General features: G+C 72.0%; 15 protein-coding genes. 11 read left to right on the forward strand and 4 right to left on the reverse strand.

Features of this window, described 5'->3' with window-relative positions:
- The first annotated feature begins 162 nt into the window (after positions 1 to 162).
- Entirely contained in the window at positions 163 to 612 is a 450-nt protein-coding gene (locus WHN02_RS07215; protein ID WP_434742624.1) for a MarR family winged helix-turn-helix transcriptional regulator, read from the forward strand.
- Positions 613 to 752: 140 nt separating this feature from the next.
- A complete protein-coding gene (locus WHN02_RS07220) occupies positions 753 to 2036 on the forward strand; it encodes an MFS transporter (RefSeq protein ID WP_434742625.1) in 1284 nt (427 codons plus the stop codon).
- Positions 2037 to 2162: 126 nt separating this feature from the next.
- On the opposite strand, the gene sepH is transcribed toward WHN02_RS07220, so the two are convergent.
- From sepH to WHN02_RS07235, 3 genes are all read right to left on the reverse strand, one after another.
- Positions 2163 to 3242 carry a septation protein SepH gene (gene sepH / locus WHN02_RS07225; RefSeq protein WP_434742626.1) on the reverse strand — a complete coding sequence of 360 codons (1080 nt, stop codon included), beginning with the start codon at positions 3240 to 3242 and terminating at the stop codon, positions 2163 to 2165.
- Positions 3243 to 3473: 231 nt separating this feature from the next.
- A complete protein-coding gene (gene serC / locus WHN02_RS07230; RefSeq protein WP_434742627.1) occupies positions 3474 to 4601 on the reverse strand; it encodes a phosphoserine transaminase in 1128 nt (375 codons plus the stop codon).
- Between the two features lie 200 nt (positions 4602 to 4801).
- The gene (locus tag WHN02_RS07235; RefSeq protein WP_434742628.1) at positions 4802 to 5908 is read right to left on the reverse strand and encodes a citrate synthase 2; all 1107 of its coding nucleotides are present in this window, start codon (positions 5906 to 5908) and stop codon (positions 4802 to 4804) included.
- A gap of 274 nt (positions 5909 to 6182) precedes the next feature.
- Between WHN02_RS07235 and pdxH the strand changes: the two genes are divergently transcribed.
- From pdxH to WHN02_RS07265, 6 genes are all read left to right on the forward strand, one after another.
- A complete protein-coding gene (gene pdxH, locus WHN02_RS07240; RefSeq protein ID WP_434743855.1) occupies positions 6183 to 6848 on the forward strand; it encodes a pyridoxamine 5'-phosphate oxidase in 666 nt (221 codons plus the stop codon).
- A gap of 110 nt (positions 6849 to 6958) precedes the next feature.
- The gene (locus WHN02_RS07245; RefSeq protein ID WP_434743856.1) at positions 6959 to 8221 is read left to right on the forward strand and encodes an MFS transporter; all 1263 of its coding nucleotides are present in this window, start codon (positions 6959 to 6961) and stop codon (positions 8219 to 8221) included.
- A 46-nt stretch (positions 8222 to 8267) separates the two neighbouring features.
- Positions 8268 to 9197 (forward strand): aldose 1-epimerase family protein, encoded by a 930-nt coding sequence (locus tag WHN02_RS07250; RefSeq protein WP_434742629.1) that lies wholly within the window; start codon positions 8268 to 8270, stop codon positions 9195 to 9197.
- Between the two features lie 16 nt (positions 9198 to 9213).
- Entirely contained in the window at positions 9214 to 9816 is a 603-nt protein-coding gene (locus WHN02_RS07255) for a nitroreductase family protein (RefSeq protein ID WP_434742630.1), read from the forward strand.
- Positions 9817 to 10020: 204 nt separating this feature from the next.
- Positions 10021 to 10326 (forward strand): type II toxin-antitoxin system VapB family antitoxin, encoded by a 306-nt coding sequence (locus WHN02_RS07260; RefSeq protein ID WP_350898461.1) that lies wholly within the window; start codon positions 10021 to 10023, stop codon positions 10324 to 10326.
- A 127-nt stretch (positions 10327 to 10453) separates the two neighbouring features.
- On the forward strand, positions 10454 to 11194 hold the full coding sequence (locus WHN02_RS07265; RefSeq protein WP_434742631.1) for a DUF4230 domain-containing protein: 741 nt from the start codon (positions 10454 to 10456) through the stop codon (positions 11192 to 11194).
- A 148-nt stretch (positions 11195 to 11342) separates the two neighbouring features.
- On the opposite strand, the gene WHN02_RS07270 is transcribed toward WHN02_RS07265, so the two are convergent.
- On the reverse strand, positions 11343 to 11552 hold the full coding sequence (locus WHN02_RS07270) for a PspC domain-containing protein (protein ID WP_350898463.1): 210 nt from the start codon (positions 11550 to 11552) through the stop codon (positions 11343 to 11345).
- Between the two features lie 278 nt (positions 11553 to 11830).
- Between WHN02_RS07270 and WHN02_RS07275 the strand changes: the two genes are divergently transcribed.
- The 3 genes from WHN02_RS07275 to WHN02_RS07285 are packed head-to-tail and all read left to right on the forward strand — an operon-like array spanning position 11831 to position 15390.
- A complete protein-coding gene (locus WHN02_RS07275; protein ID WP_434742632.1) occupies positions 11831 to 12658 on the forward strand; it encodes an ABC transporter permease in 828 nt (275 codons plus the stop codon).
- The gene (locus WHN02_RS07280) at positions 12659 to 13402 is read left to right on the forward strand and encodes an ABC transporter ATP-binding protein (protein ID WP_350898465.1); all 744 of its coding nucleotides are present in this window, start codon (positions 12659 to 12661) and stop codon (positions 13400 to 13402) included.
- Positions 13399 to 15390: a DUF5941 domain-containing protein gene (locus WHN02_RS07285; protein ID WP_434742633.1), complete on the forward strand. Its 1992-nt coding sequence runs from the start codon at positions 13399 to 13401 to the stop codon at positions 15388 to 15390. Before WHN02_RS07280 ends, WHN02_RS07285 begins: the two co-directional genes overlap by 4 nt.
- Positions 15391 to 15404: the final 14 nt, after the last annotated feature.

Raw genomic sequence — 15404 nt, forward strand, 5'->3', positions numbered from 1 at the left:
GCCCCGGTAAGGGCCGCCTGGCGGGTGTGCCTCTGACCTGGGTAAGGGCCGCCGGTGGCTGGGGTCCGTACCGGCCACCCCGCCCTGTTCCCGATCGGGGGCACCGGTGAGGATGGTCATAGGGGGCGGCCATCGGCCCGCTCATTAGTTAGGCTAACTATCGTGACGGAGCGGACGGTGACGGCGAGACGCGTGCCACCGGCGCAACTGGCCAGCCAGTTGCGTGATGCGATCACCAGATTGAACCGACGGGTCCGCCAGGCCCGGCCGGTCGGCGACCTGACGGTCACCCAGCTCTCCGCGCTCACCAGCCTTCAGCTGGCGGGTGCGCTGACGCCCAGGGAACTGGCCGACGTCGAACGGGTGCAACCACCCACGATGACCAGGATCGTCGCCAAGCTGGAGGAACGCGGCCTCGTACGACGTACGCCTCACCCGACCGATGGTCGCCAGGTCATCCTGGCCCCCACCGAGGGCGGCCACGCCGTGCTCGACCGGTTCCAACGGGCCCGCGACGAGTGGTTGGCCAGTCGGCTGACCGAACTCGACGAGGAGGAACGCGACACGCTACGGCGGGCCGCGGAGATCCTCCAGGGGCTTGCCCGAGGCTGATCGCCACCCGACCGCGCCCGGACCACCGGGTCCAGCCCGCGCCGAGCGGGCCGGGTCCGCGCGTGCCCTCGCGTGCCGCGCCACCGCGCCGCGCCGTCATCCGACGATGACGCGTACGACGGCGAGGAGGCGCACCGAGAGTGCAGGCCAAGTTGAACACGATGTTCCAGTCCCTACAGGTCCGTAACTACCGGCTCTTCGCCACCGGGCAGCTGATCAAGATGATCGGTGTCTGGATGATGTTCGTCGCCCAGGACTGGCTCGTGCTCGAGCTTTCGGACGACTCCGCCACCGCCCTCGGTGTGGTGGTGGCCCTCCAGTTCACCCCGGTGCTGCTGCTGACCCTGCTCTCCGGGCGGCTCGCCGACCGGTACGACAAGCGGATGCTGCTCTTCGTCGCCAACGCGTTCTGGACGGTGCTGGCGCTGGCCATGGCGGCCCTGGTCCTCACCGACCTGGTCCAGCTCTGGCACGTCTTCGTCTTCGCCGCCCTGCTCGGGGTGGCCAACGCGGTGGAGACCCCGGTCCGGCAGTCGTTCGTCTCCGAGTTGGTCGGCACCTCGCTGCTGCCGAACGCCCTGTCGCTCAACGCGGCGGTCTTCAACTCGGCGCGGATCATCGGACCGGCCGTCGCCGGCCTCTCCATCGCCGCCGTCGGCACCGGCCCGGTCTTCCTGGTCACCGCGCTCAGCTCGATCGCCCCGCTGGTCAACGTGGTCCGGATGCGTTCGGCAGACCTGTACCGCAAGGACCTGCCGCCGCTCGCCGACCGCGCCGAGGCCAAGGTCGTCGACGGACTGCGGTACGTCTGGCGTCGCCCGGACCTGCTGCTGCCGATGGCACTGATGTCGGTGATCGGGATGACCCTGTTCAACTTCCAGCTGACCCTGGCGGCGCTGGCCAAGACCGTGTTCAACACCGGGGCCGCCTCGTTCGGCCTGTTCAGCTCCGCCCTGGCGGTCGGCGCGCTGGCGGGGGCGCTCGCCGGCACCGGGCGGCGCAGCCGACCGTCGGTCTGGGTGGTGCTCGCCGCCGCCGTGGCCTGTGCCGTCAGCGGCACCCTAGTCGGGCTCGCCCCGGGATACTGGCTGGTGGTGGCGCTGCTCCTGCCGACGGGGTTCTTCATGGTCTACTTCGCCCAGGCGGCCAACCAGCGGGTCCAGCTCGGCGTGGACGAGGCGTTCCGGGGTCGGGTGATGGCCCTGTGGGTGCTGGTGTTCCTGGGCACGAACCCGGTCGGGGCGCCGGCGATCGGATGGATCGCGGAGACCTTCGGGGCCGGGGCCAGCATCTGGATGGGCGGTCTGATCTCGCTCGCCGCCGCCGTACTCGCGTTGGCCTGGCAGTTGCGCCGCGAGGGGGCCCGGCTCCGGCTGCGGGTGCTGCCCCGTCCCCGTTTCTACATCGTCTCGGCGGACTGCTGACCGCAACCGCGAACGCCCCCGACGGGATCCCGTCGGGGGCGTCGCCGTAGGTCTGACGTGTACATCGGGTCAGGGGCGCGTCGGCCCGTGGGCACGACGACTCCTGTCAGGGGCGTCGGCCGTGGGTCAGGAGGACTCGCGGGCCGCCGGACCGCTGCCGAAGAGGACGTCGTCCCAGCTCGGCAGCCGCTTGCGGGGCTTCCCGGCGCTCTCGTTGGTGGACTCGGCGGCCGCCGCGCCCTGACGTCGAGGCCGCAGGACGGCGAGCGACGGCACGGCCGGGACCTCCTTCGGCGCGTCGGAGTCGTCCTCGAACGCCGAACCCTGACCCCCGCCGAGCAGGGCGGCAGCTCCACCGCCGACCGCCCGCTGACGGTTGGTGTCCGCACCGGCAAGCGCCGCCGGGGTACGCGGTTCCAGCCCGCGCCCGGAGGTCGAGCCGAGCGGACGGTCCAGGGAGGCGAGGAGTGCGTCCCGCCCGGCCCGGATCGGGTCCCGGCCGGACCGGCTGTTCTCCGACGGCGTCGGCAGCCCGTGGCCACCCCGGCTCGGCTCACCCCGCGAGGGGCCGGGCAGGGCGCGTCCGCTGCGCTCCGGTGCCGGCTCCTGGCCGAGGATCGGAGTGGGGCGCTCGGCGCACAGGTACTGCGCCATGTCGTCGTGGGGGACGACGTGCTGTCGGGTCTTGTCCAGGTCCCAGACCGCCTGGGCGGTGGCCTTGCCGGAGGGCCAGGTGGCCACGATCCGCCAGGTGCCGTCGTCGCGACGCCAGGCGTCCCAGGAGATCTTCTCGGTGTCGATGCCGTGCTGGGCCAGTCGACCGTTGACGACCTCGGCGAGCGGAGTCGGCTTGTCGGCACCCTTGAGCCTGGTACGCCGGGCGTGCTGGGCGAGCATGGCCCGCTCCTGGAGCACCGGACCCGCGTACCGCAGGACCCGGTCGACCGGGACCCCGGCGATCCGGGCCACGTCCTCGGCGGACTCCCCGGCCCGGATGCGGGCCTGGATGTCCCGAGGGGACAGGGACGGCACCATCTCCGCCGCCGGGTTGGCGCTGGCCACCGTGAGCGGCGCAGCGCCGGGTTCGGCGTGCAGGGCGGTAGCGATCCGTTCGTCGATGGGCAGGGCGAGCAGTCGCCCGACCTCGTCGGCGAGCACCAGGGCCTGGCCGTCCTCGGAGAGGGCGACGAAGCGTACTGGGCGCATAGCGTTGCCTCCGTCCCGCTTCGCTGGCCGTACGCCACGAGTCGGCCACCCGGGCGTCTCGCCCCACGGTACGCCCCTCGGGCAGCCGATGGGGGATGCCGCGCCCGCATGTCGCGGATGACCAGCCTGATCAGTCAGTCGGGGACCGCCACCCGTGCTGCGGCGACGGTCCCCTCGACGGTACGCCTCACCGGTGCCCGGTGACGACACCGGTCCGGGTACGGCTTCGGCTCAGAGCCGGTCGAGCACGTAGTCGATCGAGGCGGTGAGGGCCTCCACGTCGGCCGGCTCGATCGCCGGGAACAGCGCCACCCGGAGCTGGTTGCGGCCCAGCTTGCGGTACGGCTCGGTGTCCACGATCCCGTTGGCGCGCAGGGCCTTGGCGATCGCGGTGGCGTCCACCCCGTCGGCGAAGTCGACGGTGGCGACAACGTTCGACCGGAGGGCCGGGTCGGTGACGAACGGCGTCGCCACGCTGGAACGCTCGGCCCAGCCGTAGACGATCGAGGCGCTCTCGGCCGTCCGCTTGGCCGCCCAGGTCAGGCCGCCCTGGGAGTTCATCCAGTCGGTCTGCTCGGCGGCCAGGAAGATGGTCGCCAGCGCCGGGGTGTTGTACGTCTGCTCCAGCCGCGAGTTGTCGATCGCGGTGACCAGGTCGAGGAAGGCCGGGATGTAGCGACCCGAGCCCTTGATCTCGGTCGCCCGCTCCAGGGCCGCCGGGGACATCAGGGCCAGCCACAGTCCACCGTCGGAGCCGAAGCACTTCTGCGGGGCGAAGTAGTAGACGTCGGTCTCGCCGACGTTCACCTCCAGCCCGCCCGCACCGGAGGTGGCGTCGACCAGCAGGAGCGAACCCGGGTCGGCACCGGCGACCCGGCTGATCGGCACCGCGACACCGGTGGAGGTCTCGTTGTGCGGGGTGGCGTAGACGTCCACCCCGGCCTCGGCGGCCAGGGCCGGGGCGCTGCCCGGCTCCGCCTTGCGGACGGTCGGCTCACCCAGGAAGGGGGCGTCCTTGACGGACTTGGCGAACTTCGCGCCGAATTCGCCGAAGCTGGCGAACTGGGCCCGGTCCCGGACCAGCCCGAAGGTGGCCACCTCCCAGAACGCGGTGGTGCCACCGTTGCCGATGACGACCTCGTACCCCTCGGGGAGGGAGAAGAACTCGGCGATGCCGGAACGCAGGCGGGCGACCTGGTCGCGGACGGTCTTCTGCCGGTGCGAGGTGCCCAACACGCTGGTCGAGACGTCGGCGAGGGCAGAGACGGCCGCCGGACGGACCTTGGACGGCCCGCAGCCGAACCGTCCGTCGGCGGGCTTGAGGTCGTCGGGAATCCGAATGGTCGAAACGTCAGCCACGGTTATCGAAGATCCTTCCGCATGGGCGGGCGAGCCTCCATGTTCGCACCCGGGACGGGTCGGCCGGTGGCTGGTCCCGGCCCGGGTGTTGAGGTGTCCACCACACAGTGAGTCCTGCGCCACAGACGGCGCGTCAGCGCAGGTCGGGTGTGAGAGGGGTGCCCCGCTCGACAGTCGGCGTCAACCGGGGGCGACGCCTCTCAGACGCCGTGGGGGACGGCGTCCCAGCCCTCGACCTCCTGGGGGCGGCGGGGGGCCGGACCGACGTACCGGGCCGCCGGGCGGACCAGTCGGCTGAGCCTCTTCTGCTCCAGGATGTGCGCGCTCCACCCACCCATCCGGGCGCAGGTGAACATCGAGGTGAACATGTGGGCCGGCACCTCGGCGAAGTCCAGCACCACCGCCGACCAGAACTCGACGTTGGTGGCGAGCACCCGGTCCGGGCGGCGGGCCTGCAACTCGGCCAGCGCCGCCTTCTCCAGCGCCTCGGCGACCTCGAACCGGGGTGCGCCCAGCTCCCGGGCGGTCCGGCGCAGCACCCGGGCGCGCGGGTCCTCGGCCCGGTAGACCCGGTGGCCGAAGCCCATCAGCCGCTTACCCCGGTCGAGTACGCCCTTGACGTACCCCTCGGCGTCGCCGCTGCGCTCCACCGCCTCCAGCATGGTCAGCACCCGGGAGGGGGCACCGCCGTGCAGCGGGCCGGAGAGCGCCCCGATCCCGGAGGAGATGCAGGCGGCGGCGTCCGCGCCGGTGGAGGCGACGATCCGGGCGGTGAAGGTGGAGGCGTTCAGGCCGTGCTCGGCGGCGGAGATGAAGTACGCGTCGACCGCCTTGACGTGCCGGGGGTCGGGCTCGCCGCGCCACCGCTTCATGAAGCGCTCGACGATCGTCTCCGCCTTGTCGATCTCCTTCTGCGGCACGGCGGGCAGACCGAGGCCCCGGGCGGACTGGGCGACGAAGGAGAGGGCGGTCACCGAGACGCGGGCCAGGTCCTCCCGTGCCTGGGCGTCGGAGATGTCGAGGAACTGGTCGAGCCCCCAGTACGGGGCGAGCATCGCCACGGCGGACTGCACGTCGACCCGGATGTCGCCGGAGTGCACCGGCACCGGGAACGGCTCCGCCGGGGGCAGGCCCGGACCGAACCGACCGTCGACGAGCAACGCCCAGACGTTGCCGAAGGACACCTGGCCGATCAGGTCCTCGATGTCCACCCCCCGGTAGCGCAGCGCGCCGCCCTCACGGTCCGGCTCGGCGATGGAGGTCTCGAACGCGACGACACCTTCGAGTCCGGGTTTGAAGTCAGCCATGTCGCTCTCCTGTACCTGGAGTCGGTACGCGCGGGTACCTGTCTGGTCGGAGCGCCCGGCCGGATACGAGGTCCGGCCTGGCCGGACGAGCGTCTCAGGCGATCCTCATGGATGTGTTCGTGACATCTTGCCTGGTGAGTAACCAGGGACGCGACCCGCTACCGGTGTGCTACGTGCGACACCACCGCCGGTGCCGGTCTGCAATGCCCCGGTGACGCTGGGCAGAATGCCCTGGTCAACTCGATTCGGCGCGGATCGGGCGGCGGGAGAGAGGATTGATGTGACGGGCGACACAGCGCTGCCAGCCGGGATGCGCAACGAGTATGCCGAGGAGAAAACGCTTTCCCGAGCCGATCTCGCCGCCGACTGGTGGACCCAGTTCGACAGGTGGTTCCGCCGGGCGGCGGACGCCGGGCTCCCCGAACCGAACGCAATGGTGCTCGGCACCGCCGACGCCGCCGGGCGGCCCAGCGCCCGTACGGTCCTGCTGAAGGGGTACGACCCCGAGGGCTTCGTCCTGTTCACCAACTACGACTCCCGCAAGGGTGCCGAACTGGCCGCCAACCCGTACGCCAGCCTGGTGTTCCCCTGGTTCCCGATCCACAGGCAGGTGGTGGTCGCCGGTCGGGTGGCCCGGTTGACCCGGGCGGAGACCGAGGCGTACTTCGCCACCCGACCCCGGGGTTCGCAGCTGGGAGCCTGGGCCAGCCCCCAGTCCAGGGTGATCGGGGAGCGGTCCGAGTTGACGGAGGGCTACCTGGCGGCGGAGTGCCGGTTCGCCGACGTCGACCCGATCCCCGCCCCGCCGCACTGGGGCGGGGTGCGGGTGCTCCCCGAGACCGTGGAGTTCTGGCAGGGCCGCCCCGACCGGCTGCACGACCGGCTCCGCTACCGGCGTACCGGCACCGGTGGGTGGACAGTCGAACGACTCGCCCCGTGACGGACGTCCAGTCCGAGACGTCCGGGTCGGCCGGGTCGGCGTCCGGTTCCAAGGCCGCGTCCGGGGACGGGGACGGGGCGGGGCGGACCCGGGCACCGCGACGGTGGGCGATCGACCTGCGGCCGTTGCGGGTGCCGGCGTACCGACGGTTGTGGCTCGGCAACGCGATAGCGATGTTCGGGTTCCAGATGACGGCGGTCGCCGTTCCGGTCGAGATGTACGCCCTGACCCGGGACTCGTTCTGGGTCGGCCTGCTGGGGGTGGCGTCGTTCGTACCGCTGCTGGTGTTCGGGCTCTGGGCCGGTGCGGTGGCCGACTCCCGGGACCGACGGCGGGTCCTGCTCGCGGGTTCGGTCCTGCTCTGGGCGTCGGTCCTGGGGCTGCTGGCCCAGGCGGTGCTCGGGGTCGGCAGCCCGGCACTCCTGCTGGCCCTGGTCACCGTCCACTCGATCGCCTTCGCGATCAGTTCCCCGGCGCGCAGCGCCGCCCTGCCCCGGCTGCTGCCCCCGGACCTCCTGCCGGCGGCGACCACGCTGAACTTCACCACGTTCACCGCCGCCGCCGTGGTCGGTCCCCTCGGCGCCGGGGTGGTCTTCGCCGTCTTCGGCACCGAGACCGGCCTGCCGATCGCGTACGCGCTCGACGCCGTGCTCTTCCTCGGTCTGGTGGTGGCCACCCTCCGGCTCCCGGCGATGCCCCCGGCCCCGGCGGCCGACGGGGAGCCGACCCGGGGTGGCCTGGCGGGCGTCTTGGACGGGCTCCGATACCTGTCCACCACCCCGATCCTGCTGCTCTCCTTCGCCGTCGACCTGGTGGCGATGATCATGGCGATGCCCCGGGCGCTCTTCCCGGAGGTCGCCGAGGGGCGGTTCGGCGGGGGCGCCGCGGTCGGGTGGCTCTACAGCGCGATGGCGATCGGGGCGATGCTCGGCGGGCTCACCTCAGGGTGGATCGGCAGACTGCGTCGGCAGGGCCTGGCCCTGATCCTCGCCGTGGTCGGGTGGGGCGCGGCCGTCGCCCTGGCCGGGCTCGCCCACCACCTCTGGCTGATGGTCGCCCTGCTCGCCGTGGCCGGTGTCGCCGACCTGGTCAGCGCGGTGGTCCGGCAGTCGATGCTCCTGGTGTACGCCCCCGACCGGATGCGCGGTCGACTCCAGGGGGTGAACACGGCGGTGGTGGCCGGGGGGCCTCGGCTGGGTGACCTCCGGGCGGGTGCGATGGCCACCGGGTTCGGCGGTGCCGGGGTGGCCTGGGTCGGCGGCGGGCTGGCCGCCGTCGTGCTGACCGTGCTCCTGGCGGTCGCCTTCCCGGCCCTGCGCCGGTACCGCCGTACCGATCCGGGGGACCCGCCGTCCTCCCCGCCCGGACCGTAGGTGACGTGGTCGGCGCGGAGCGACACCGATTGGTTAAGGTCCCGGGATGAACAACGTCGAGCCGAGCCCTGCGTCCGGGGCACAGTGGACCATTTCCGCCTCCGGTCACGAGGCGGTCGTCGTGGAGGTGGGCGGTGGGCTGCGGGCGTACCGCCACGACGACGTCGACTACCTCGACGGGTACGCGGTCGACGAGGTCTGCCCCGGCAGCGCCGGCCAGGTGCTCGCCCCGTGGCCGAACCGGATCCGGGACGGCCGGTACACCTTCGACGGGGTCGGCTACCGCCTGGCGCTGACCGAGCCGGAGCGTGGGGTGGCCCTGCACGGGCTGGTCAACTGGTCCCGGTGGCGGCTGGTGGAGCAGACCCCCGACGCGGTCACCGTCGAGTACGATCTGCCGCCGCAGCCGGCGTACCCGTGGGCGCTTCGGGTCCGGGGCCGGTGGAGCGTCGGCCCGGACGGGCTGCGGGTCGAGCACGAGGCGACGAACCTCGCCGCCGCGACCGCCCCGTTCGGCTTCTCCGTCCACCCGTACCTGCGCCTGCCCGGGGTGGCGGTGGACGACCTGACCCTGGTGGTGCCGGCGCGCAAGCGGCTGGTGGTGGACAGCCGCCTGCTGCCGGTGGGGGCGACCCCGGTCGCGGGCACCGAGTACGACTACACCGAGCCCCGACGGATCGGCGACGCCCAGCTCGACGCCGCCTTCGGCGAGATCGTCCGGGACGCCGACGGGGGTTCGGCGGTGAGCCTGACCGGCCCGGACGGCTCGGCCGGGGTCACCGTCTGGGCGGATCGGCAGTTCGGGTGGTGGCAGGTGTTCACCGGCGACGCTCTCACCGGGAAGCGGCACCGCCGGTCGGTGGCGGTGGAGCCGATGACCTGCCCGCCGGACGCGTTCCGGTCCGGCCGGGATCTGATCAAGCTGGCCCCCGGCGAGACCTGGCGGGGTGCCTGGGGCATCCGACCCGGCGTCTGAGCAGGTCGGGACCGGCATGGAGTTCACCGAGGTCGTCCGGCGTCGCCGGATGGTACGCAACTACGACCCGGACCGCCCGGTGCCGCCCGAACTGGTCCAGCGGCTGCTGGAACACGCCACCCGTGCCCCGTCGGCCGGGTTCGCCCAGGGGTGGGCCTTCCTGGTGCTGGAGGAGTCGGCCGACCGGGACCGGTTCTGGGCGGCGGCCACCCCGGAGGGCGGCGGCCGAGCGCGGTGGCTGACCGGGATGCGGCGGGCCCCGCTGATCATCGTTCCGCACGCCAACCGCTCCGCCTACCTGGAGCGCTACGCCGAGCCGGACAAGGGCTGGACGGACCGGTCGACCGAGCGGTGGCCGGTGCCGTACTGGTACGTCGACACCGGGTTCGCGGCGCTGTTGATGCTGCTCACCGCGGTCGACGAGGGGCTGGGGGCGTGTTTCTTCGGCATCCCCCCGCAGCGGACGTCCGCCTACCGGTCGGCGTTCGGGGTGCCGAACGAGTACGATCCGATCGGCGCGGTGACCATCGGTTACCGTGCCGTCGACCATCGGTCACCGTCGTTGAAGCGGGGGCGTCGCCCGGTCGACGAGGTGGTCCACCGGGGTCGGTGGGGCTGACTCGTTCCGGTGTCGACAGGGCTACCAGCGGTGTCGACCAGGGTCGACACCGACGGCGCGGGCCGACGTCGGACGAGGGAGCAGAACGCGGCGTGCCGAGGGCGGTTAGGCTGGCGTGGTCATCGGCGCCGCGTACCCCGGCGCCGTACCGCGACCCTGCCCGGTGTCGTCGGTCGACCTGACCAGGGGAGGGGAGCGTTCGTCGTGATCTTCAGAGCGGTCCGGGACGGGCGTCCCTACCCGGAGCACCACCTGACGCTCAAGCAGTGGGCGGAGATTCCACCCCGTCCGCTGCGGCTGGACCAACTGATCACCACCAAGCGGGAGCTGGCCCTGGACAAGCTCCTCGCCGAGGACTCCACCTTCTACGGTGACCTCTTCCCGCACGTGGTGCAGTGGAACGGCGGGCTCTACCTGGAGGACGGGCTGCACCGGGCCCTGCGCGCCGCCCTCCAGCAGCGCAACCAGATCCACGCCCGGGTGTTCGTCTACTCCGGGCATCCGGAGTGACCCGAGCGTCGGGCTGATCCCGGCGTACCCGACCGGGTCGACGGGCGGCTGTCGTACGGAGGACGTACCGTCATCCTCAGGAGGTCATCGACGGCGGTGACCTGTCGGCAGGAGGACGGTGAGGGCGATGTCGCGACAGCGGGACGACCAGCCCACAGGCGAGTTCCCGGGCGACTCCGGTTCCCGGCCGGCCGCACCACCGCCCCCCGCCCCGGGTGGGTCGTCGCGTGGTTCCGGGCGCGGGCTGCTGGTGGTGCTCGGTGCCGCCGCCCTGGCGGTGGTGGCCCTGCTCGGATTGCAGACCACCAACCTGCTGCCCAACTTCCGCAACCCGTTCGCCGAGGAGCAGACCGACCGGACCGGTCCGACGCTGCTCAAGTCGATTCAGGACCTCAGCCGTTACGTGGCCGCCGAAGGCAACTTCCAGGTCGTCGTCGACCTGGAGAACGACAGGCGCAACGTGCCGGACTTCCTCCTGGGTGAGCGGACCCTCTTCGTCGGGGCGGGCAGCGTCGAGGCGTACGTCGACTTCGCCAAGATCGGCGAGGGTGCCGTGGTCCCCACCGAGGACGGCACGTCGGTGGAGATCAAGCTTCCCGCGCCGGAGCTCGGCAAGACCAACCTCGACATGGAGAAGAGCTACGTGGTCGCCCGGGAGCGTGGACTGCTCAACCGGATCGGCGACCTGGTCGACGGCGACCCGAACCGCCAGCAGCAGGTCTACCGGATGGCCGAGGAGCGGATCACCACCGCCGCCCGGGACAGCGGGCTGGCCGACCGGGCCCAGGAGAACACCCGCAAGATGCTGGAGCAGCTGCTCGGGTCGCTGGGGTACGAGAAGGTCACCGTCACCTACACCGCCCCCTGATCCCGGAGACGAAGCGACCGCCCGCCCCGCGCACTCGGGGCGGGCGGTCGTGGTCTCCCGGTGTCGCGACGTCCGGATCATGCGGTGTCGCGACGGGTCATGCGGTGTCGCGGTGGGCCGAAGCGGCCCGGTGTCGCGGCGGGACGGGTCAGTAGCCGGTGCGGGCGGCGTAGCGGTCCTCGTTGGGCATCAACACCCAGAGCACCAGGTAGATGATGACCTGGGTGCCGGGCAGGAGCAGGGACAGCAGGAACAGCAGCCGGACCATGCCGGCGGACATGCCGAACCGCTGGGCCAGGCCGGCGCAGACACCGGCGAACATGCGCCCCTCGCGGGGCCGGACCAGTTTGCGACTCATCGTCGTCTCCCACTCTGCGGCGTCACGCCGCCTCTGCCTCCACGGTAGGAAATCCCCGGGTCCCCGCCCTCGCCCCCGAGGAGGACCCGTCGGTCCCGTCCCCGTAGGTGCTTACCCCGGCACCCTCCGTCCAACTCCCGACCGGAGCGGTTCCCCAGTGCGGCAGGCCGACCGGGAGGGGAGTTCCCGGAGGTCGGCGGCCCCTCGGGGGGCCACAACTTTCCAAGATCTGCCGGGTGGGGCTGTTAGCCTTTTGTCGCGGTCATGAGGAGGCGACGGTGACGTCTGGCGTCGGGGCGTTGTGGTCGCACCGCAATGCGCTGCGCATCCTCGTCAAGCGGGATCTGGCGGTGAAGTACCAGCAGTCGGTCCTCGGGTACCTCTGGTCGCTGATCGAGCCCCTGGGCATGGGGGCGATCTACTTCTTCGTCTTCGGGGTGCTCTACTCCCGGGACACCGGCAGGTACCTGGGTGAGGCCGCCGACTCGTACCCGCTGTTCCTGATCACCGGGATCTTCGCCTGGATGTGGACCAGTTCCGCGTTGAGCGAGGCGACGAACGCCCTCACCGGCCAGGCCCGGCTGATCACCACGATGAACGTGCCCCGTCAGGTGTTCCCGATCGGGCGGGTGACAGGACGGTTCGCCGAGTACGCCGCCGGACTGCCGATCCTGGTCGCGATCGCCGTCGCCTTCGCCGTCGCAGGGCGGATCGAGTTCGGCTGGTCGCTGCTGTCCCTGCCGTTGGCCGTCCTGGTGCAGGGCGTCCTGCTGATCGGGTTGGCGTTGCTGCTGTCGGCGTTCAACGTGCTGATGCGCGACATCGAACGGTTCATGCGGCTGGTGATCCGGGTGCTGTTCTACGCGTCGCCGATCATCTATCCCCTGGCCCTGGTCCGCGACTCGGACCTGCCCGGCTGGGTCAAGCTCGGGTACGAACTGAACCCGCTGGTCGGGATCTTCCAGTTGCACCACGCGATCTGGTATCCGGACGAGTTCCCCTCGGCCCGGCTGCTGGCCACCACGATCGCGGGGAGCGTCCTGGTGCTGGTGGTCGGCTGGTGGGCGTTCCGTCGACTCGAACCCGCCGTCCTCAAGGAACTGTAGATGGCCGAGCCGATCATCGAGGCCGACCAGCTCGGCATCCGCTTCGTCCGCAACCGGCGTCGTCAGCTCCGCCTGCGTGACCTGCTGATCCGCCGCCAGGCGGGGGCGTCCACGGACCGGTTCTGGCCGCTGCGGGACGTCTCCTTCCAGGTGGCTCCCGGGGACACCGTGGGTGTGATCGGGCGCAACGGCACCGGCAAGAGCACCCTGCTGCGGTTGATCGCCGGGGTGCTGATCCCCGACGAGGGGCGGATCCGGGTCGGTGCCGACGTCGCCCCGCTGCTGGAACTGTCCGCCGGGTTCTCCAACGACCTGACCGGCCGGGAGAACCTGTACCTCGTCGGCGGGCTGCACGGGCTCTCCACCGGCTACCTCAGGCGGCACTTCGACGAGATCGTCTCCTTCGCCGGTGAGCAGGTCGAACAGGCCATCGACACGGCGGTCCGGCACTACTCGTCGGGGATGAAGGTCCGACTCGGTTTCGCGATCATCTCGCACCTGCCGCACCCGATCCTGCTCATGGACGAGGTGACAGCGGTCGGGGACGCGGAGTTCCGTCAGAAGTGCTATGCGACGATCGACCGACTTCTCGGGGAGGGACGCACACTGGTGCTGGTGTCACACAACGAAAAGGACCTGACGAGGTTCTGCCGTCGAGGGCTCTACCTCGACGCCGGTCGGCTCACCGTGGACGGCACTGTCGACGAGGCGCTGAGCGCGTACCACGACGCGGTCGCCCGGTGACGCTCGCGATCGTGCTCGCCGCCGGTACGCCCGCGGCGGGGCTGCAGACGGGGACCGGTCAGCCGCTCGCCGACCGGTTGGCCACCCAGTGGCGGGAGGCCGGGGCGAGGGACGTCAGGTACGCCGCCGACCTCGTCGAGTTGGCCGAACTGGTGGCCGGGGCGACAGGTCCGGTGCTGGTCAGCGGGGCGGATCTGGTCGCGCACACCGCCGTACTGCGGCATCTGGCGACCAGCCCGGTGGGGCCGACGGTGGCGTTGGTGCTCACCGACCCGCCGGGGGCGGGTCGGACGTCGGTGCGGGAGGAGCGCGGCCAGGTGGTCGACGCCGGGCCGGCGCAGGAGTTGGCCGACGGGGCGACCGGGATCTTCGGCGGTGCCGTCCGGGTCGGCGTCGACGACCTGCCGACGCTGGCCGCCGCCGCCCGGGCCGCAGCGACCGGGGTGGGGGCGCTCGCCGGGGGGATGGCCACCGAGGAGGCCCCGGCCGTGGACCGGCTCTTCGCCGGACTCACCGCGCTGGGGACCCTGACCTTCGCCCACCGGGTACGCCTGCTCGTCGCGCACCGGGTCTCCGACGCCGCCGGACTGGCCGCCGCCGAGTCGGCCGTCGGTGCCGTCGACGAGGACCGGGCCGAGCTGCGGCTGTCGGTCAAGGAGAAGGACGACTTCTTCACCACCTACTTCGTCAGCACCTGGTCGCCGCAGGTCACGAAGGTCTGTGCCCGGGTGGGGTTGGGTCCGACCGCCGTCACGATGATCTCGGTGGTCTTCGCGGCCGCCGCCGCGCTGCTGTTCGCCACCGGGGACCGTCCGGCGCTCGTCGCCGGTGGGGTCCTGCTCTACCTCGGGTTCGTGCTCGACTGCGTGGACGGTCAGCTGGCCCGTTACACCAGGCACTTCAGCGCCTGGGGTGGCTGGCTGGACACGATGGCCGACCGGGCCAAGGAGTACCTGGTCTATGCGGGTCTCGGGTTCGGGGCCACCCAGGCCGGGTTCCGCTGGGGTTGGGCGTTGGCCGTCGCGGCGATGACGTTGCAGACCGTCCGGCACATGACCGACGCCTGGTACGGGGTCCTGCACGACGAGGCGGCCCGTCGACCGAAGGCCGTCGCCACCGGTGGGGGCGGGATCGGCGACCGGCTCAACGCCGCGTCGAACCGGGTGCAGGCCGACACCGGTTCGGTGTCGTACTGGTTGAAGCGGACGGTGGTCTTCCCGATCGGGGAGCGGTGGGCGTTGATCGCGCTGGCGACCGCCCTGTTCAGCCCTCGGGTGGCCCTGGTGGCGGTCCTGGTCTGGGGGACGCTGGCGTTGGCGTACACCGGGGCGCTGCGGACCCTGCGGGCCCGGTGGATGTGGGTGCCGGTGCTGGACACCGTGGACGCGACCCTGCACCGCGACGACGGTCCGTTGGCCGCCCGGCTGCCGGTGCTGCGGGCCGTGGGTCCGCTGACCCTGGCCGCCCTCGGGGCGCTCGGTGCGGCGGGGCTGCTGGTGGCCGGGTTGGTCGGGGAGCCGTCCGGGCCGCGGTGGATGGTGCCGGTGGCCTTCCTGGTGTTGCTGCTGGCCGGGCTGGGTGCGGGGGCGGCGCACAACGGGCCGCTGGACTGGCTGGTCCCGGCGGCGTTGCGGGCCGGGGAGTACCTCTTCGCGATCGCGGTCGGGGTGATCGGCGACGTACCCGCGTGGTTGATCTTCGGGTACGTCTTCGTCCTGACCCTGCACCACTACGACCTGGTGGCCCGGTTGGAGAAGCGACAGGCCGCGCCTCCGCTGCACGGGGTGACGCTGGGCTGGGAGGGTCGCTCGGCGCTGCTGACGATCGTGTCGATCGCCGGAATTACCAGTTTCGGGATGGCTACACTGAGTGTGTACCTTTTGGCAGCCTTCGTGGCGAGTGTGGTCCTCGCCTGGGTGGTCCGGCCGACCCGGACGGTGCGACCGGCCGCCGCCACGGAGACCGTGGGGAGCCGCCCGCCCGGCTGACGAGGAGGAGCCGG

It is taken from the genome of Micromonospora sp. SH-82, assembly GCF_051132485.1.
Taxonomy (GTDB): Bacteria; Actinomycetota; Actinomycetes; order Mycobacteriales; family Micromonosporaceae; genus Micromonospora.